The 17,189-nt window shown below is 44.0% G+C and carries 18 protein-coding genes and 1 tRNA gene; 9 read left to right on the top strand and 10 right to left on the bottom strand.

Translation table 11 applies throughout. The annotated features are described in order from the left end of the window. Window positions 1-90 precede the first annotated feature (90 nt). Genes RA086_RS13290 through RA086_RS13300 form a run of 3 tightly spaced genes read right to left on the bottom strand, consistent with a single transcriptional unit; the run spans window position 91 to window position 1,541 of the window. Window positions 91-609, bottom strand: a complete 519-nt coding sequence (locus RA086_RS13290) for an O-acetyl-ADP-ribose deacetylase (RefSeq protein ID WP_308704256.1) — start codon at window positions 607-609, stop codon at window positions 91-93. A 2-nt stretch (window positions 610-611) separates the two neighbouring features. Continuing rightward, a complete protein-coding gene (locus tag RA086_RS13295; protein WP_308704257.1) occupies window positions 612-1,193 on the bottom strand; it encodes a TetR/AcrR family transcriptional regulator in 582 nt (193 codons plus the stop codon). Between the two features lie 24 nt (window positions 1,194-1,217). Then, on the bottom strand, window positions 1,218-1,541 hold the full coding sequence (locus RA086_RS13300; protein WP_308704258.1) for a DUF4870 domain-containing protein: 324 nt from the start codon (window positions 1,539-1,541) through the stop codon (window positions 1,218-1,220). 181 nt (window positions 1,542-1,722) lie between these two features. Between RA086_RS13300 and RA086_RS13305 the strand changes: the two genes are divergently transcribed. After that, entirely contained in the window at window positions 1,723-2,679 is a 957-nt protein-coding gene (locus RA086_RS13305; RefSeq protein ID WP_407659098.1) for a DUF1002 domain-containing protein, read from the top strand. A gap of 704 nt (window positions 2,680-3,383) precedes the next feature. On the opposite strand, the gene RA086_RS13310 is transcribed toward RA086_RS13305, so the two are convergent. Continuing rightward, entirely contained in the window at window positions 3,384-3,881 is a 498-nt protein-coding gene (locus RA086_RS13310) for a MarR family winged helix-turn-helix transcriptional regulator (protein WP_308704260.1), read from the bottom strand. A gap of 163 nt (window positions 3,882-4,044) precedes the next feature. Continuing rightward, window positions 4,045-4,683, bottom strand: a complete 639-nt coding sequence (locus tag RA086_RS13315; RefSeq protein WP_308704485.1) for a TetR/AcrR family transcriptional regulator — start codon at window positions 4,681-4,683, stop codon at window positions 4,045-4,047. A gap of 443 nt (window positions 4,684-5,126) precedes the next feature. Between RA086_RS13315 and RA086_RS13320 the strand changes: the two genes are divergently transcribed. Both RA086_RS13320 and RA086_RS13325 read left to right on the top strand, forming a co-directional pair. Next, window positions 5,127-6,788 (top strand): phosphoenolpyruvate carboxykinase (ATP), encoded by a 1,662-nt coding sequence (locus RA086_RS13320; RefSeq protein WP_308704261.1) that lies wholly within the window; start codon window positions 5,127-5,129, stop codon window positions 6,786-6,788. Between the two features lie 95 nt (window positions 6,789-6,883). Continuing rightward, on the top strand, window positions 6,884-7,081 hold the full coding sequence (locus RA086_RS13325; RefSeq protein ID WP_308704262.1) for an LBP_cg2779 family protein: 198 nt from the start codon (window positions 6,884-6,886) through the stop codon (window positions 7,079-7,081). Between the two features lie 171 nt (window positions 7,082-7,252). On the opposite strand, the gene RA086_RS13330 is transcribed toward RA086_RS13325, so the two are convergent. After that, a complete protein-coding gene (locus RA086_RS13330; protein ID WP_308704263.1) occupies window positions 7,253-8,302 on the bottom strand; it encodes a C40 family peptidase in 1,050 nt (349 codons plus the stop codon). A gap of 303 nt (window positions 8,303-8,605) precedes the next feature. Then, window positions 8,606-8,938: a hypothetical protein gene (locus tag RA086_RS13335; protein WP_308704264.1), complete on the bottom strand. Its 333-nt coding sequence runs from the start codon at window positions 8,936-8,938 to the stop codon at window positions 8,606-8,608. A gap of 115 nt (window positions 8,939-9,053) precedes the next feature. Between RA086_RS13335 and RA086_RS13340 the strand changes: the two genes are divergently transcribed. The 5 genes from RA086_RS13340 to RA086_RS13360 all read left to right on the top strand — a co-directional run bounded on the left by RA086_RS13340 (window position 9,054) and on the right by RA086_RS13360 (window position 11,965). Continuing rightward, complete coding sequence (locus RA086_RS13340; protein WP_308704265.1) at window positions 9,054-9,425, top strand: hypothetical protein; 372 nt, start codon at window positions 9,054-9,056, stop codon at window positions 9,423-9,425. Between the two features lie 397 nt (window positions 9,426-9,822). Then, a tRNA-Ala gene (locus RA086_RS13345) sits at window positions 9,823-9,895 on the top strand. A 101-nt stretch (window positions 9,896-9,996) separates the two neighbouring features. Then, on the top strand, window positions 9,997-10,350 hold the full coding sequence (locus RA086_RS13350) for a bacteriocin immunity protein (RefSeq protein WP_308704266.1): 354 nt from the start codon (window positions 9,997-9,999) through the stop codon (window positions 10,348-10,350). A gap of 201 nt (window positions 10,351-10,551) precedes the next feature. Then, on the top strand, window positions 10,552-11,274 hold the full coding sequence (locus tag RA086_RS13355) for a demethylmenaquinone methyltransferase (RefSeq protein WP_308704267.1): 723 nt from the start codon (window positions 10,552-10,554) through the stop codon (window positions 11,272-11,274). Beyond that, window positions 11,267-11,965 (top strand): YdcF family protein, encoded by a 699-nt coding sequence (locus RA086_RS13360; protein ID WP_308704268.1) that lies wholly within the window; start codon window positions 11,267-11,269, stop codon window positions 11,963-11,965. The genes RA086_RS13355 and RA086_RS13360 overlap by 8 nt, the downstream gene beginning before the upstream one ends. 53 nt (window positions 11,966-12,018) lie before the next feature. Here RA086_RS13360 and RA086_RS13365 read toward each other — a convergent pair whose 3' ends face one another. Then, the gene (locus tag RA086_RS13365; protein WP_308704269.1) at window positions 12,019-12,990 is read right to left on the bottom strand and encodes an SGNH/GDSL hydrolase family protein; all 972 of its coding nucleotides are present in this window, start codon (window positions 12,988-12,990) and stop codon (window positions 12,019-12,021) included. 112 nt (window positions 12,991-13,102) lie between these two features. Here RA086_RS13365 and RA086_RS13370 point away from each other — a divergent pair, with 112 nt between their 5' ends. Next, the gene (locus tag RA086_RS13370; RefSeq protein ID WP_308704270.1) at window positions 13,103-15,016 is read left to right on the top strand and encodes a heavy metal translocating P-type ATPase; all 1,914 of its coding nucleotides are present in this window, start codon (window positions 13,103-13,105) and stop codon (window positions 15,014-15,016) included. Window positions 15,017-15,135: 119 nt separating this feature from the next. Here RA086_RS13370 and RA086_RS13375 read toward each other — a convergent pair whose 3' ends face one another. Together RA086_RS13375 and RA086_RS13380 are read right to left on the bottom strand one after the other, a co-directional pair. Continuing rightward, window positions 15,136-16,080, bottom strand: a complete 945-nt coding sequence (locus RA086_RS13375; protein WP_407659072.1) for a LacI family DNA-binding transcriptional regulator — start codon at window positions 16,078-16,080, stop codon at window positions 15,136-15,138. A 60-nt stretch (window positions 16,081-16,140) separates the two neighbouring features. After that, window positions 16,141-17,187: a DarT ssDNA thymidine ADP-ribosyltransferase family protein gene (locus RA086_RS13380; protein WP_308704271.1), complete on the bottom strand. Its 1,047-nt coding sequence runs from the start codon at window positions 17,185-17,187 to the stop codon at window positions 16,141-16,143. Window positions 17,188-17,189 lie beyond the last annotated feature (2 nt).

A 17,189-nucleotide genomic window follows, 5' to 3' on the forward strand; every position in this document is an offset into this window, starting at 1 on the left:
TTTCACTGACTTGCAGCCGGATTAAGCTATTTAATTATAGCAATGCTGACGGCTAGTGAATAGCGTTTGAAGGTAAGAAATTTGTAAAGTTTAGGCTAACAACGACGCTAAGGCAGTCTCGTAGGCCTTTTTGGTTTGTTCATCAAAACAAACCATCTGAATCAACTGGACGCCTTTAGCCGTCGCCGCGGCAGTATCCCGTAGCGTCCGCAAAGCAATTTCAGCTGCCATGGCTAACGGGAAATGATACACCCCGGTGCTGATCGATGGAAAAGCGACCGTTTGACAACCATGCTCAGCGGCCAAGTTTAAACTGTTCCGATAACTGTTCGCCAGTAGTGTCAACTCATGATGCTGACCACCTTGCCAAATGGGTCCTGGCGTATGTACCACATATTTTGCTGGTAGTCGAAAACCAGGCGTGATCTTGGCTTCTCCAGTGGCACAACCGTGCAATGGCCGACACGCGGCTAGTAATTCTGGCCCAGCCGCGCGATGAATCGCACCATCCACACCGCCGCCACCTAATAAACTTGTATTTGCGGCATTTACAATCGCATCTACCGGACATTTCGTAATATCACCTAAAACAATTTCAATTTTTACCACGCTTATTGCCCCCTAATGATCAAGTCAACACTTGCCATGGCCTGTTGTTTTAACTGTGCAGCACTCGGATGTTGTTTGGCTAGCACTTGTAACCCGGTACGCACTTGCATCAAACTCGTCGCGACCATTGACACCGTTACAGCTAGATCACTCGCATGCGGACTCAATAATCCCACCAATCGCGTTTGCAGATCAGCGTAGATGGCTTGGGTTTGATCCGCAATCAAGGCATCTTGATCCCCTAATTCTGCCATCAAATTAACCATTAAACAGCCCGCGGGCCAACGTTCACTTTGAAATGGCATCAATAGACAATCGGCTAACAATGCCGTTAGTGGCGTTCCCATGGCGTGATCACGTTGAATGAGTTGAGTCAACTGTTCGTCCAAGATGGTTTGATAGGCTTGCAAACTCCGTCGTAACGCAACCGATTTACTGCGATAGTGCCGATAAAATTGTGACCGTGATAACTGACCAACTGTAATTAATTCATCAACGGTTGTTTGCGCGTAGCCGTGCTGCCAAAACTGAACCATGAAAGCTTCAGTGGTCGCTTGCGGCGTTAATTTTTGTGAGTTTGTCATCACTAACACCTTCCTTATAGAAAACTACTCACTGACCAGGTACATAATCCCACGAACGAGCGCGTATAAATAACTCCCCAACGCGACGAGGACTAAAACGGCTAGGAGTACGATTGCCAGCCAACCACTATGCACCAAATTATCCATATAAAATCCTGAAACAGCTAAAGTAATCAAAAAGATGAGTCCCATGATTGTGGGGAGTAGTTGGACCCAAAACGCTTGACCAGCCGGCCGATGAATTTCTGGGTCATCGCCTGTCAAGGCCCAAACAATCAGTGGAAATAAGACTGGTAGAAATAAAATACTAAGATAGCTCAAACTGTTAATGACGCGATGTCGTGTCATAATACCGCCCACCCTTCATTAGTTACCCCGAGTATAGCGAACCCCAGCGTTATCGGCAAATAATAAATAAATCTAAAAATGTTTATGAGTCTATCAAATTATGGCAGTCATTGAACACTTGAATCATCAGTCTGCTATAATTCAAGGTGCATTAGTTAAGATGCGGAGGGAATCTTTTATGATGAAACGACAGTTTAAATGGCTCGGCTTAATAGCCGCCATATTATTAAGTATCGGTAGCTATCAACTCGTTGCTCACGCTGATGATAGTTCCGACGAACCAATCGTCACCTTGGGTAGTAGCCTAACTAGTAGTCAAAAGAGCGGTACCATTAGCACCTTGACTGCCAGCTTGAATGGCGATAATTACCAAACTTTGACGGTCAATGGCGATACCTTGGTCAAATATCTTAATCCAGCTGGTGAAAGTTTCACGAGTAGCTCAGGGGTTTGGTCAAGTGCCATGATTCAAAAAACCAGTTCTGGTTCCGGTATCAATGTTAAAATTCTTGATTACAACGGCACAAACAACATTACCACGATTACTGCTGATCAATACAAAAATGCGGCTTTAACTGCCGGGATCACCGACGCCAACATTTACGTGACTTCAGCGACTTCCATTGACGGTTCTGGTGCCTTAGCAGGCGTCTACGCAGCTTATGCGAAGAATGGTAATGCATTAAATACGCAACAAGTTAATGCCGCACAGAGCGAGCTAAGCACCTTGAGTGGCATTACTAGCGCCAACAAGAACAAAGATGGCTACTCTGATGCCCAATTAAATAATGCCGTGGCCGGTGCCAAGGCCGCTATGGCTAAAAAGGGCAGTAATGTAACCAAAAATGAAATCACAACTATTGTGAACCAACAGATCACTAATAATAACTTAACTAATGTCATTACCAATAATCAGAAAACAGAAATTATTAACTTATTAGTCAAAATCCGTGATTCTGGGGCTTTGGACTCTTCAAGTTTCAAAACTCAGGCCAATTCATTGATGAAGAATATTCAATCGAATGCCAAAGGGATCTTTAGCAAATTAAATACGCCCGAAAATCAAAACTTACTGCAAAAAGTCTGGACCGCCGTGGTGAACTTCTTTAGTTCCATCATCAAATCCATTTTCGGTTAGTCTTGATCATTAAAAAGACCAGTCACACCCGCGATGTTTAGGCGTGTGACTGGTCTTTTTATTTGGCGTTTTTTGGCATCAAAGATGGGTAGATCGACTAAGTTCGTTGCACTGGTTGGTCGGAAACGACACGGAAACGTGACCTAAGTGGCAGTCGGCTAGAACCTTATTTTAACCGGCATCACACCCAATATATTGTGACTAAAACAACTAATAGCAATACCTATTAACAAAATTGCTATATGAATCATTTGGCCGATCAAGTCTAATTGAATGGCTTCTTTACTGACACTCTCAAAGCCGTGAGGTTGGGTCATTTTAGGGCTCAGTGGTGAAATTTGACTTAGCTGGCGGTGAACTTTCCGGCAGGTTAGTCAAAGGTCGGCTTGTGAGACCGCCGTTTGGCTCACAAACGTGCCCACCACGTTCCAGCCCTAAAATGACCCAACCGGTAAGGCGACAATCAAACCACTATTTTGTTCTTAGTCTCCCTATCATTATAGTCGAAACGTGTTCATCAAGCCTGCGTCCTCCGCTTAGCTACGCCATTAGCACCATGCCAAACCCGCATGATACTAATGGCTAGGCTATGCTCGGAAGCAAACCGGCTTGATGAACACTCTACAAAAAAAGCCGTCGACCCAGCCCTCTTAAGCCAGTTCAACGACTTGATTTAAATGATTGACACTTGGTACTGGTACGTTTTAGGCTTCGGCACGCTTGTCCTCGGCATAACTGGCCTTTTCAGATTGCTTGCCGGCATTTTCATTGACAAACTTATCCATAAATTCTTCAACTAAGTCCAAAGTTTGATATTGTTTAGCTGAACTGAAGGCTTGACGCCATTCGCGGTTCCGTTGTAACAATTCACTAAAGACAACATGTTCTACTCGTGCGCCTTCTGGTGTTAATTTCAAAACTTTATTCCGACGATCATGATCTTCGGCTTCTTGATATAAGTAATCTTTGCGTAATAACCGGCCGATTAACCGTGAAATCGCTGACCGCGTTACGCCATGAGTTTCCGCAATATCCATTAAACGAATCTTACCCTTAGCTTCTGCAATGTCATAAAGGATGTAAAATTCGTCTAGCGTAATTCCGTGCTCCGTGGCTGGTTCCGCGAACATGTCAGCTAGGTTCTTGAAGCCGTGTAAATACATATGGCTGAATCGGTTAAAAAACTCCATATCTTCGTTCATATTAAAATCTCCCTTTCAATCTAACGGTCGAATCTGAATCAGTCAATAATTCATAATTCGCTCCAAAGTTATTCTTAATTAGTAAGCGTCTTTTATCATTTCCCCGATTTAAAGTGTACTAGTATATTTTACATAATACAAGGAAATTAAGTTATTTTTTATATTAAATTTTTATTTCTGAAGCCAAATCAATTGTGGCATGCGTATGCAGGTAATCAATAAAGTGCTGATAGTAGCGATCCGTATTATACTTGGCTGTACTCAAGTAAATCTGGTTGATTTTCTGGGCGTCCTCGCCTAGTAACAAGTAGAACGCCTGTGCAATATTCTCTGATATCGCCTCAACACTAGTTCTTAACAACTTGCGCTTGAAAAAGACGGCCATCCCACCAGATACTGAGAAATTAATCGCATACCGAATCACTGCGGTCTCACCGTCGACCCCAATCGCTTCTAGCCAGTCAAGCGTTACTAGTACTAATTCCGTCGTGAGTTCCGGGCTCTCAAACACGTCACGAATAAAATGTTCGATCTTCGGATTTTCATCCAGCGTCCGTAACAAAAAGCTCATCTGAATCATCGTCCGCTGCTCGGCTGACAGTGCAGTTAACTGCTCATTACTATAAGTAAACGCACTTAACATCAACTCATTTAACATCGTACTTAGTAGAACGATTTTTTTAGGAAAATAGTGTTGTAGCAACGATTTACTGATGTCGCAAGCTTCCGCAATATCCTTCATTTGGACCATATCATAACCACTTTCGGCAAATAACCGAAACGCCGTATTCACGATCTCCATCCGGCGCTGTGTGTTTCTTTTGCGGGGCACCGAAGCCACCTCCTTCATTATTAATGAGGACAGCCGACAGTGCCACTGATTACACTTGTCACCGATTAAATAAACCTCATTAATGATTGATTACGCGAATAGACTATTCGCTCATTTAAGTCTGAATCCTCATTAAATAAACTATACTAATATACCTTTCAGTGCAACTTATTTTTCGCAAATTCTAAAAATAGCTGATCTAGCTTATTTTTATTAAAATTCATGCTCAATAATTATCAATATAATTAAATCCTGAAGTCGACACAATTCTCAGCTGAGAATATTGACCAAAACGAATTTGTTACAATAGTTTTAAGAAGTCTATATGCCAATGATAATAATAAATTAAGCGCTTTCACATGCTGAGAACTGTGGTAGAATTAAATCATCAAATGTTCGAGGAGGCTTTCAACATGAGTACTAACAATTCATACAAATTAGCCGATATCGGTCGTAGTAACCCAATTTTTTCACAAATTCGTTCCACGATTGAAACCGCCTTTTATGGTAACAACATGACTCACATTCCTAATGTCGCTACAGCCTATGAACTAGCCGTCCAAGGTCCGGGGACGATTCAAACCGATTTACCAATCTATCGGCCAACCGATCTCGGCTTACCAGCGGATGCTAAAATGTTAATCGACAACACCGGTAAAGTCGTTGGTCGGACCGCCCAAGCCCGCCGAATCCTTGGCGACGCTGGCGTGGATGAGACTGATATGGCTGGTCGCTTACGTCAAGCCGTTTATAACGGACAACAAAAACATTTTATCAAAACCGATGTCCTCGTTGGTTTAGATGAAGATTTCATCGTCCGTGCACATTTAGCCATTCCGGATGGTTATGCCAACAACTTACTTTCATATATGCTGAACTTCCAACCCATTACCGAGCATTACCAAGCGATGTTCGATAACTCCGTAGCCTATCCTGAAGGCGATATTTACATCTATGCTGACCCAAGTTATCATGATCCAGACTATCCAGATGGCTTGGCGTTATTCGATCCTAAACATAATGTGGCCGCTATTTTGGGCATGCCATACTTTGGCGAACTCAAAAAGTCCACACTGACTTTAGCTTGGTCCATTGCACATCGGCATGGTTACGTTTCTTGTCATGGCGGCTTAAAGGCTTTCCACTTCAAGGACAAACAAGATCAAGTCTTTGCCATGTTTGGTCTCTCAGGTTCTGGCAAATCAACTTTGACCCATGCTAAACACGGTTATAAATATGACATTACCGTGTTACATGATGACGCCTTCGTGATCAATCGGAAAAACGGGAGCTCCGTTGCCTTGGAGCCTTCTTATTTCGATAAGACCAACGACTATCCGATGACCTCAAACGAAACTAAATACTTTATGACAATCCAAAATGTCGGCGTAACGCTCGATGATCAGGGTCGTAAAGTTCTCGTCACCGAAGATCTACGCAATGGTAATGGTCGGACAATCAAATCACGTTATGCTTCCACTAACCGTGTCGATAAGGAAAATGCCCCCATTAATGCGATTTTCTGGATCATGAAAGACGACAGTTTGCCACCAGTCATTAAAGTGGATGACCCCATCTTGGCCGCCACTTTCGGCGCCACTTTGGCAACTAAACGGAGTTCTGCCGAAAATATCGTCGGCGATGTTGATCGGAATGCGCTAGTCATCGAACCATTTGCTAATCCTTTCCGAGTTTATCCCCTATCGGAAGATTATCATGATTTCAAAGCATTATTTGAAGAACAGCATTTAGATTGCTACCTATTAAATACCGGCTTTTTCGGTGACAAGAAGATCCCTAAGGAAATTACGTTAGGCGCGCTTGAAGCCATCGTCAATAATACGACTGAATGGGAATCATTCGCTGGTTTGGATCACATGCAGAACTTAAAGCTAGCTGACTTTCCAGTAGATTATGATAACGAGGACTATCGTCACTTAGTTGCCACTCGTTTAGGGATTCGAGCTAACTTCGTTGATCATTATCAACATACCCATAATGACCGCTTGCCACATGAAATTACCGATGTGCTAGTTAATTTGCAAAAACAATTAACTGACAAAGTAACTCGTTAGCCATTCTTGCCCCGTTTTTCCCGATTTAAGGTTATAATAAAAGTATCAGTTACCGCACTGAACTTTTACGAATTCTAATAATCGGGGTGAGGAGCATGGAACTACCATTGAGCCAATTGTCAGAGAAACTGATTGCTTTCGAACGTCAGCACCATCTCACAGACGGTGATTTAGCTTTCGGCAGCCAAATATCTGTCGAGCGGATTCATAATATTAAATCTGGCGAAGCAACACCAACGCAAGACGAATTACAACTGTTGAAAAAGTATATGAACAGCAAAGCGAAGGCCTAAATAAGCCGGCCGTTTTAGACATCCATCTCATTGGGTGTCTTTTTTGTTTTCAACGTTATTCGAGCAGCCCAATTTGCCAGTTTTCCTGGTTAAGCACCCTAAGACAGCAAAAAAAAAGCCGCTCATCAAAGATGAACGACTCGTGATTAACGTCAATGACGTTAATTTTGATTACATATGGATTGCAAAGCTTGGTGTGTAGTAAGCGGTACTCTTAACAGAAGCTGGATCACCATAGTCATGGGCACCAATATATTGGCCGCCGCCTAAGTAGATCGCAACGTGATAAGGTGCACTGTCAGAACCCCAGAATACTAAGTCGCCAGCTTGAGCTTGGCCGAATGAAACATGTGAGCCAATTGTTGCTTGAGCGTAAGTAGTCCGGCCAATTTGACGTCCAGCCATTGCAAAGGCTTTTTGCGTAAATGCTGAACAGTCTAATTGTTCGTAAGGTGTGCCCACCAAAGTGTAAGCAGCTGAAATAGCTGAGCTGGCACTTACAGCAGTACTAGTTGATGCTGAACGAGTCGTTGTTGAAGCGGCACGGTAAGCAGTAGCCGTTGTCCGAGTTGAACTTTGGCTAGCAGTACTGTTTGAGCTTTGTGAACTGGTACTTTGTGAGCTAGTGTTTTGTGAAGAATAGCTAGTTGTGTTTGAACTTTGTGACGTTACTGCACTTTGGCTCGTTGAACTTTGTGAAGCAACTGAACTTTGACTAGCTTGGCTAACAACACTTGAGCTTTGTGAAGTAGAAGCGGCGCTTGATGCGACACTGCTGCTTGCACTAGCAGTTGAAGTGCTTGATTGAACAGCGGCACTCGTTGAAGCTACGCTGCTGCTTGAAGCTGCTTGGCTCGTGCTACTTGCACTAGTAACAGTTGAGCTCGTTGCAACGGCGCTGGTTGCTTGACTACTTGTTGAAGTAGCAGCACTCGTTGACTTAACACTGCTTGCACTAGCAGTAGTTGTTGTCTTTGAGTTGTCAGAAGTTTTAACACCAGGGATGTTAATCTTTTGGCCAGCGATGATTAAGTCTGCGCTACCTAAATGGTTTTGCTTAACAATATCGTTAATGGCAACGTGATATTTTTGTGAATAGGCCCAAACCGTGTCCCCAGATTTGATGGTCATTGAATCAGCGTTTGCGACTGCTTGGCTGGTTACCATTAAACCGGCTAAAGCAGCTGTCCCTAACATAACTTGTTTAATATTTACTTTCATTTTAATGATGATCACTCCAAGAAGAATGTCACGCATATGTACTTCAAGCCAATGTCTATACTACTCAATTAGTGTTACATACAAGTACCAACGAAATAACAATATGTTACGAAGATTACAGAACCTTAACAATATACCACAAACGTAACATTCAAATTTCAAAACGCCTCAACCACGGCGTTTCAAGGTGGTCAATAATTCACCACTTTTGCTAATTTTTTCGAAACTTTTTTACAAAAAATTAAAAATTATCATAAAAAATAAAAGAAAGGGCATGATTTAATCACGTCCCTTCGTTTTTCGTTACATCGCACGGTGCCGATGATGGGTTCTGGGCAGGCCCAATAACCACCGTACATCGTTGCCAGTGAAATTCAATTTTAAAAATTCAGTCTGACTGGCCTGCTCATACATCGTGGCAAGCACGGCATCACCCAACTCAACCACTCGCTGGGCGATTACATCATCAAATAAGTACAATAGGGTCGCATCCGCAATTTTACTAACCGTGAAAATCTCGTTAGCATTCTCAAATAAGGCTTCTTTCGAACGCTGTAGCTGGATTTGTTTAAAGTTGTCATAGGCTTGATTCAGAATTTGTTCCGCTTCACTCATCAATACAGTTGTCTCGGCCATAATGGCACCCCCTTGAATACCCTCATTTTAACGGGAAACGGGCTAGATAGCTATTCTTTACCGTTGATTTCAATCAAAATTTGTTATACTGAATGTTGTTAAGGGGGAAAGTCACTTGCCAAATATGAATAACCGTTATTACCAACCAAATGACCTTAAAGATGCGTTCCAAACGATTCAAAAATTATTCAATTCCTATACGGATGCCCCACTGACGCCAGAATTATTGGCTTATCATCAAAAATTAGTTCACCAATTAGAGACCAACCTCTTACCGCTCGCGCAACAGAACCATGATCAGCTGCGAAGCGACCAAGCCAACAGCATGATTACGGTGATGCAAGATTGGTTGAAATTGCGCCTAAGTGGCCAAGTCTTCAATGGTAAAATGCAACATTTTAAATTTGTCAGTAAAAACCAGCCGCAATTCAAACGCCGCGTCCACAAAATTCGTGGTGGCCAGAATCATCGGGCCAGTCGTCACTAGCGATGTCGTTTCTTTTGCAATTACACTAAATATAGGATGACTTGGAAAGCTGAATCATTCAATCATTCCTGAGATTCGTCCCGTCATTAAGAGTTTATTAGAAAATCAACAGTTGCCCACTGAATCCCAGGAGCACCAATTAAAGCGCCAATCTTCGGCTTATCAAGAATTTCATTTGCGGGCCACGCCAGTCGAAAAAGCCAATACTATTAGCGAGCTAACGTTCATTGGAATTCGCGTTGACTCACGCTCTCGCCTATTCAAAAATCAGAATACTTCTGTTAACTACCAAAAGCCTCAAAAGCAACTGACACTGAACTATCATGAAAAGTCTCATTTAACGCACTAGTTAGGGCTTGCAAGCGCTCAATTTTGCGGTATACTAATTATTGTACTTGGGCCCTTAGCTCAGTTGGGAGAGCGCCTGCTTCGCATGTAGGAGGTCGTCGGTTCAAATCCGGTAGGGTCCATCATTGATTAAGCAAAAGCTGGCAGTCGTTGTCAGCTTTTTTTGTGTCTTGTTGCCGCCCACAACGATCTGTCATATAATTTAGTTAAGTGGGGGTGCCACATGGATCAAGAGACAAACGACGAATTAGTTGCAACGTTAACCGATCAACTGAGTGCGGCCTACACGGCGGCTCAGGCCAATAATGATCAAGCCATGCAAAAACTACTGTTGAAAAATGCCACCGATTTGAATAATGACCAACCTTATCTGGATGTCATTACCAACTTAACGCATGACATTTCGAAATATTACATTCATAATCACCAAGTTCCAGAATCCGTCATGGCAATTTACCATGAACTGCAAGCCGACGTTAAGCGTGGCAAAATCGATGCGGATGAGATGCGCAAACGCAACATCGCGGTCGGCATCGTCATGTCGCCAATCATGTTTGGTGGAATTGGTGGCTGCTAACCATTAAATTGCAACTGAAACACGAGCCGCGGGTCTATCGCCCAAGCTCGTGTTTTTTTGGCACTGTTACGTTAAGATAAGCACCCCGTTATACCGGGCTGTTGACTCACAAGTCAAATGGGAGTCTTTTTCAAAAGTTAATTGCAACAACATCTGCTATAGTAGAGCTATACAGCGTTACTTCAAGGAGGTCACGATCCAATGGCAAACCGTTATTTACATAATGTTCACGGGCTTTTCGATACGATTGCCCCGAACTACGATCGCATGAACAATATTATTAGTCTGGGCACTCATCGGCATTGGCGCAAGCAAACGATGGCACAAATCTCACTCGCTCCCAACGCGCAAGCACTAGATTTGTGTTGTGGTACCGGGGATTGGACCATCGCAATCGCCAAGGAACTTGGCCCCACTGGCGAAGTCATTGGTTTCGATTTTTCTGCCCCGATGTTAAAAATCGCGCAACAGAAAGTGACCCAAGCAAAATTAACGGATCGTGTTTGGCTCCGACGTGGCAACGCCATGCACCTCCCCTTTAAAACCAACAGCTTTGACTTAGTCACCATTGGTTTTGGCTTGCGGAACTTGCCAGACAAACGACAAGCCTTAGCCGAAATCTATCGGGTTCTCAAACCTGGTGCTCAACTGGTCTGCTTGGAAACCTCACAACCCGACCAACCAGTAATCAAACCAGTCTGGCAGTGGTACTTTACCAAGGTTGTGCCTTTCTTTGGCCGGATTTTTGCCCATCAATATCAAGAATATTCTTATCTACAAGAAACCACGCGCCACTTCGTCAGCTATCAACAACTCGTCATCCTGTTTGAACAAGCGGGCTTTGAAGGCGTCCACTATGAACGGTTCAATTTTGGTGCGGCAGCGGCCCATTTTGGGATTAAACCGGAGGCCGACCATGAGTGAACTTACAGACTTAAATCGCTGTTTAGCTTGGTTAACAAAACCAGCGCCAAAACTGGCTGACATCGACGGGTTAGTATTATGTGGCAATAGTCTACCCTTAACTGCCCAACTGGCAGCACGAGTCGCCACCGAGCAACAATTACCAACTCTGATTATCGCTGGCGGGATCGGCCATGCCACCAAGTATTTACGCCAAAACATGGGCGTCACCTATAATTTGAGTGAAGCTGAATTAATGGCAACACTGGTACGACAAGCCGGCTATCATGGCAAGATCTTACAAGATCGCACCTCAACCAATACCGGCACCAACGCCAGTCATGCCTTAGCCCTAGCGCCAACGAGTTGGCGAAAAGTCTTGCTCGTTCAGGACCCCTTATTGGCTTTACGCACGCAACTAACCTTTGAACAAGTTTGGGGAGCAAGCACTCAGTTGACGCGCTTGCTCCCACCAGCATTTCAATTAAGTCAACTTGAGCCCATCGCCTTTGGCCTGAATCAAGCCTACCAAGGCGCTTGGCGCAGGGCCTATTTTACTGAATTACTATTAGGTGAAATCCAACGACTTTGGGATACACCCCAAGGTTATGGCCCACTGGGGACTGGGTTCATCCGACACATTGACTGTCCAGAAAACGTTACGGCGGCCTATCAACGACTATTGGCCCGACCACTACATCGCGAACGCTAAAAAGAGTCTGGAAAAATCCAGGCTCTTTTTGATATTTAGCACGTTGCTAGTTCTTAGCCAGTAAAAATTTCTGGATATAGCTGGCGTAACGCTTGTGCCAAGCAGTGTCCAGCCAGCTGTGAACCAGCCAAGTCCAAATGTACATGATCTGTCGTACTTGGTTCCCAGTCAGCCGTTTCAATCAATTGTACGTCCATAAACTCCGGGACAACTGTCCGAATAACCTGATCAAAACGTTGATTAAATGGGATCAACACGGCTAAACGACTATTGGGATACAACAACGCTACCTGATTAATGAACTGTTTGAGCAACGCCGTGAAACTGGTGGCCGATTCCAAGCCGTCGTTAGTCCCGACATTAATCACCACCACATCCGTGGGAGTCGGTTGCCAAGCGGTCTGACCATCAATGGCGGTCAATACAGCTGGTAATGGCGGAACACCACCTTTGCCTGGCTTATTGAGACCAATTGCACTATACGCAATTCGGACATTGCGAGCGCCCAATAAATCGCTAGCGATGGCGGCATAATTAGCCTCACCGCGATAGTCTTCTGCGGGCGTCTTGCCGGCAACCCAGCAACCAGCCGTAATCGAGTCACCAATAAAGGTCACGCTATGCTGCCCCGGTTTAACCGCTTGTAAGTCACCATCCGTTTTTAGCCCTGATACAGCAAAGCCGCTCGTGCCATCCCAAATGGGGTCTTGATCCGTATTACCACTCATCACCACACGAATAACATGTGGCCGACCGTCTAAAGTCAGCCGCAATGGTAGTGTTTTGACGGCCACACGCTGATAAGGCAAACCATCAATCTGAATCGCGATCCAGGCTCCGGCCGCCACAGCCAAATCTAACATGCTGATCATGACATAGCTCGCCCGTTGAACTTGGAACCAAAGCTCAGCGCCTAAATTCGTACTAAACATGACTGGGATATTTTTAATCGTCTTTACGGTCCAGCGACCTTGAAAATAAGCCGGTATAATCGGATTATTCGCCGTTGTTACTTGGTATTTCATGCCATCACTCCGTTAAATTTTAATCTTATTTCGCAAACTTGATACACGTCAATTTCTAATCAAGGACTAGCTTATATACTAGACTCATCAAATCAAATAAGGAGTCCTTAAAATGAAATTTCAGCAGTTCTTAACCAAACATACGAATCAAATCACGCTGATCACTGGTGTCCTCATCGTGCTCGGCTTCCTGAGCAAATACGCACTCAACTTTACCCTCGGCTATCAACTTATTCTAGCCGTTGCTTCCATTATCGCGGTGATTCCCATCGCGGTTCGAGCCTGGAGCGCTCTGATCAACAAAGTCTTCAGTATTGAACTCTTGGTCAGTATCGCCGTTATCGGGGCCTTCATTATTGGTGAATTCAATGAATCAGCCATCGTCACTTTTCTTTTCCTATTCGGTTCTTACCTTGAAAGCAAAACGCTACAAAAAACGCGCAATGCTATTAAAGGCTTAACAGACCTCTCACCAACTACTGCGACTTTAGTGACTGACACTGGTACTGAAGAAGTCGATGTCGATGATGTTGACGAAGGAGATGTCGTCCTCGTTAAAACTGGGAGCCAAGTGCCGGTTGATGGCGTTGTCGTTGAAGGCAATGGCTACATTAACGAAGCCTCGATCACTGGTGAATCCCGTCAGATCAACAAAAATCTTCAGGATCAAGTTTTCTCAGGCACCATCGTTGAAAACGGCTATTTAAAAATCAAGGCCACCCAAGTTGGTGACGATACGACCTTTGCGAAGATCATCGAATTAGTTGAAGAAGCGCAAGACACCAAGTCTAAAGCCGAAAAGTTTATCGACCGCTTCGCGCAATATTATACCCCAGCTGTCCTAGTCTTGGCTGCCCTAGTGTTCGTCTTTTCCCGTGACTTCCGACTAGCCATCACGGTCCTAGTGCTTGGTTGCCCTGGTGCCTTAGTTATCGGCGCCCCGGTTTCAAACGTTGCCGGAATTGGGAATGGTGCTAAACGTGGCATTCTTATCAAAGGTGGCGAGGTCATTGATACCTTTGCCAAAGTTGATACGCTCGTTTTCGATAAAACTGGAACGCTAACTGAAGGCAACACGGCAGTTTCAAGCTTCAAAGCTTACACAACGAACCAAGATCAACTATTAACTTTAGCCGCTGCCGTTGAAGGCGTTTCTGACCATCCTCTTGGCAAAGCCATCATTGATTACGCGGGGAGTCACGCTAAAGCTATGCCGGCACCAAGTTTAGACAACACTGAAACAGTTAAAGGCCAAGGTATTTGCGCCGACGTTAACCATCAACAAGTCGTTATTGGGAATCAAAAAATGTTAACCGCACATGAAATTAGTTTATCAACCGACCAAGCTCACGACCTTAGTGCCATGCAACAAGCCGGTAAATCAACCGTTATCATGGCTATTGATGGCGTCGTTCAATTGATCTTCGGTATTTCTGACACGGTGCGGCCAAATGTCAAAGAATCCTTAGCCGCATTGAAGGCCCAGGGAATCAAAAGACTCGTTATGTTGACGGGTGACAATGAATTAACTGCGGACGCCGTTGCACGTGAACTTAATATTGACGAAGTCCACGCCAACCTCTTGCCTGAAGAAAAAGTTGATTACGTTAAGAAACTCAAAACTGCCGGTAACACCGTTGCCTTCATTGGCGATGGCATCAACGATAGCCCTTCAATTGCCAACGCTGACATTGGGATCGCGATGGGCAGTGGGACCGACGTTGCCATCGATACTTCCGACGTCGTCTTAATGCAATCCAGTTTTCCAGCGCTAGTTCATGCCCACGGCTTAGCCAAAAAGACCGTTTTGAATACGCGTGAAAACATCATCATTGCCATTGCGACCGTCGCCTTCTTGCTCATTGGGTTAATCTTCGGCTACATCTACATGGCCAGTGGGATGTTCGTCCACGAAGCCAGCATCCTAGTCGTTATCTTCAATGCAATGCGCTTAATCAACTTCCAAACCAAGTTTGATAAGACGCGTAAGGCGCCTGTTCAACGAACCGCAACGACTACCGCTTAAATTTAAACAGTTTAAAATGACCACCTTCATATTTTGAGGGTGGTCATTTTGTAGGCAAAGTCTGCCTAATTTAAACAGGATATAATTATCAATTAAAACGTGGTTGAGCCCTATTTCAGCTACCAATTATTAATAAACTCAGAATCAATTGCAATCCGCCGTTTTTCACCACTCACAGCTAGCTGTAAGGCTTGTTGCCCAACGATTTGGCAATGATGATCAATCGTTGGAAATTGGGCCAGCTCGCCAGAAAGTTGGTGTTCCTGCCCAATTAAAACGGGGACCGGCAACTTTGCTTGCTGATAAGCACGCTGTACGCCAACCGCAATATCATCACTATTGGCAAAGATCGCCTCAAAAGTCTGTCCTGACGCAATAAACCGTTCGGCCGCGCGTTGCCCATCCGCCATCGTAATGACATCCGTCGCCAACATTGCTGGTCGTGGTGACTCCCCATAGACGATTCGATAAGCTTCCGCCGTGGCTTGACTCGTTTCACTAACCGCAATCGGCCGACTCATCAGTAAAGCAACTCGCTGACAGCCCTGCACTTTCAATGTCGTTAAGGCTTGCACATAAGTTTGCCGCCGATGGGCATATGCGGCTGACAAACCGCTATCTCGAGGTGGCTGACAGATGACAATCGGCCCATATTTTTGATACGTCGCAATTTCAGCCAAAGGTAACCCGTGTGAAGTGAAAATTAAGGCATCGTAGGCTTTACGCCGAAAAGCGGCCAAATAAGTGCGTTCAATCTCAGCCTCAAATCGTGAAGATAACAAAATGACGTGATAATCAGCGACAAACGCGGCCTTCGTAATGCCTTGAATCAACTGAACAAAATACGGATGGTCCAGGTTAGGCAAGATGACACCAATCGTCATCGTTTTGCCACGACTTAAATCACGCGCCACATCATTTGGCACATAATCCAGCTCATCAATCACTTTTTGGACCGCCGCTCGCGTTTCGGTCGTCACGTAATCTTTATGATTCAGCACCCGTGACACCGTCGAGACTGAATAACCCGATAACCGTGCCACGTCATGTATATTGGTCATCATTAGCCCTCTTTCACTCGCCAGCACGCCTCATCCATCGACACATTAAGCACTACAGCACAATTAAAATGGCAATTCATCTTTCGTTTGATCATATTCACCTAGATATGCCAGATGACCATCTATCCTTACTTCTAGTTTATAAGATGACTCCGGTCGATTCAATATAAACGGCATGGTTGTATTTAGTAACGCTTTATATCCCGGTTTCGGCCAGATCACAGTCCTACCAGTTGGTGTCACAGATTTTATGCTCACATTCAAGTAGCGATCCACGCTGTCAGGATTAATTGCATATTGTACATGTCCCCAATCGCTAGGATAGGAGTCCTGCACACTGCATTTAAGTGTGAACTTAGTTGAATCCAAACTCACATTTTGGATAAAATTCCTGTCCATATAAAAAGTAGACTCATCCCCAATCTGAATCATTGCATCATATTTGAATATGCCAACTTCGTGCAGTTCTGCCAATAACATTGTTTTCTCTGCAATAGATCTGACGTAAATAAATTTGAGTAATTTTAAATCCAACTCATCCGGTACAACAATTTCAGCATGTTTATGATGAGTAATTGTTTTTTTCTGTGTATAATCCAATCCATTAAAGCTAGAATCGTGATAGATTTGTTCAAAGGGCAAGTTGTTAAAAGCTTCGGGTGTATTAAATAATGGTACATTTTTCGAAGCCAGTGACCGATTAGAAAATTTAGTAGCCGGCAAGTTTAAAAGTCCAACCATATCAAACAAAAAGAAAACCGGCACCGGACAGTTGGCATTATAGGGCTTTCTTTCTCGCTTATACTTCGTCTGGAAACCCTCATTGTAAAATTGTGTTGGTGTCCGTGGTCTAAAATATAATCGCACCATTTTCTTTATTTCTGATTCAGTTTGATCGATAACCTCATTGCTCGCATTATCATTCGCCATGACACCATTTTGTTCTGCATATGCCCTTGAAATCAATGATCCCCTTTTCAAAATATCAATAACATTGTCACTATCAGTAAAATGAAAAGCAAAGCGTGGCCAGTATCTCCGTTTAGCAGGATTCAAATTAGTTGTCTTAGTGCCATTAAGTAGTTCTGCTACAATATCAGAGTACGTCATAA

The organism is Lactiplantibacillus brownii (genome assembly GCF_031085375.1).
Taxonomy (GTDB): domain Bacteria; phylum Bacillota; class Bacilli; order Lactobacillales; family Lactobacillaceae; genus Lactiplantibacillus; species Lactiplantibacillus brownii.

Excerpts from the sequence above, each read along its gene's own strand:
- RA086_RS13305 (WP_407659098.1), top strand. The coding sequence starts at position 1,723 with ATGAAACGACAGTTTAAATGGCTCGGCTTAATAGCCGCCATATTATTA.
- RA086_RS13330 (WP_308704263.1), bottom strand. The coding sequence starts at position 8,302 with ATGAAAGTAAATATTAAACAAGTTATGTTAGGGACAGCTGCTTTAGCC.
- RA086_RS13325 (WP_308704262.1), top strand. The coding sequence starts at position 6,884 with ATGGAACTACCATTGAGCCAATTGTCAGAGAAACTGATTGCTTTCGAA.
- RA086_RS13380 (WP_308704271.1), bottom strand. The coding sequence starts at position 17,187 with ATGACGTACTCTGATATTGTAGCAGAACTACTTAATGGCACTAAGACA.
- RA086_RS13300 (WP_308704258.1), bottom strand. The coding sequence starts at position 1,541 with ATGACACGACATCGCGTCATTAACAGTTTGAGCTATCTTAGTATTTTA.
- RA086_RS13310 (WP_308704260.1), bottom strand. The coding sequence starts at position 3,881 with ATGAACGAAGATATGGAGTTTTTTAACCGATTCAGCCATATGTATTTA.
- RA086_RS13320 (WP_308704261.1), top strand. The coding sequence starts at position 5,127 with ATGAGTACTAACAATTCATACAAATTAGCCGATATCGGTCGTAGTAAC.
- RA086_RS13335 (WP_308704264.1), bottom strand. The coding sequence starts at position 8,938 with ATGGCCGAGACAACTGTATTGATGAGTGAAGCGGAACAAATTCTGAAT.
- RA086_RS13370 (WP_308704270.1), top strand. The coding sequence starts at position 13,103 with ATGAAATTTCAGCAGTTCTTAACCAAACATACGAATCAAATCACGCTG.
- RA086_RS13360 (WP_308704268.1), top strand. The coding sequence starts at position 11,267 with ATGAGTGAACTTACAGACTTAAATCGCTGTTTAGCTTGGTTAACAAAA.
- RA086_RS13355 (WP_308704267.1), top strand. The coding sequence starts at position 10,552 with ATGGCAAACCGTTATTTACATAATGTTCACGGGCTTTTCGATACGATT.
- RA086_RS13375 (WP_407659072.1), bottom strand. The coding sequence starts at position 16,080 with ATGATGACCAATATACATGACGTGGCACGGTTATCGGGTTATTCAGTC.
- RA086_RS13295 (WP_308704257.1), bottom strand. The coding sequence starts at position 1,193 with ATGACAAACTCACAAAAATTAACGCCGCAAGCGACCACTGAAGCTTTC.
- RA086_RS13315 (WP_308704485.1), bottom strand. The coding sequence starts at position 4,683 with ATGGAGATCGTGAATACGGCGTTTCGGTTATTTGCCGAAAGTGGTTAT.
- RA086_RS13350 (WP_308704266.1), top strand. The coding sequence starts at position 9,997 with ATGGATCAAGAGACAAACGACGAATTAGTTGCAACGTTAACCGATCAA.
- RA086_RS13365 (WP_308704269.1), bottom strand. The coding sequence starts at position 12,990 with ATGAAATACCAAGTAACAACGGCGAATAATCCGATTATACCGGCTTAT.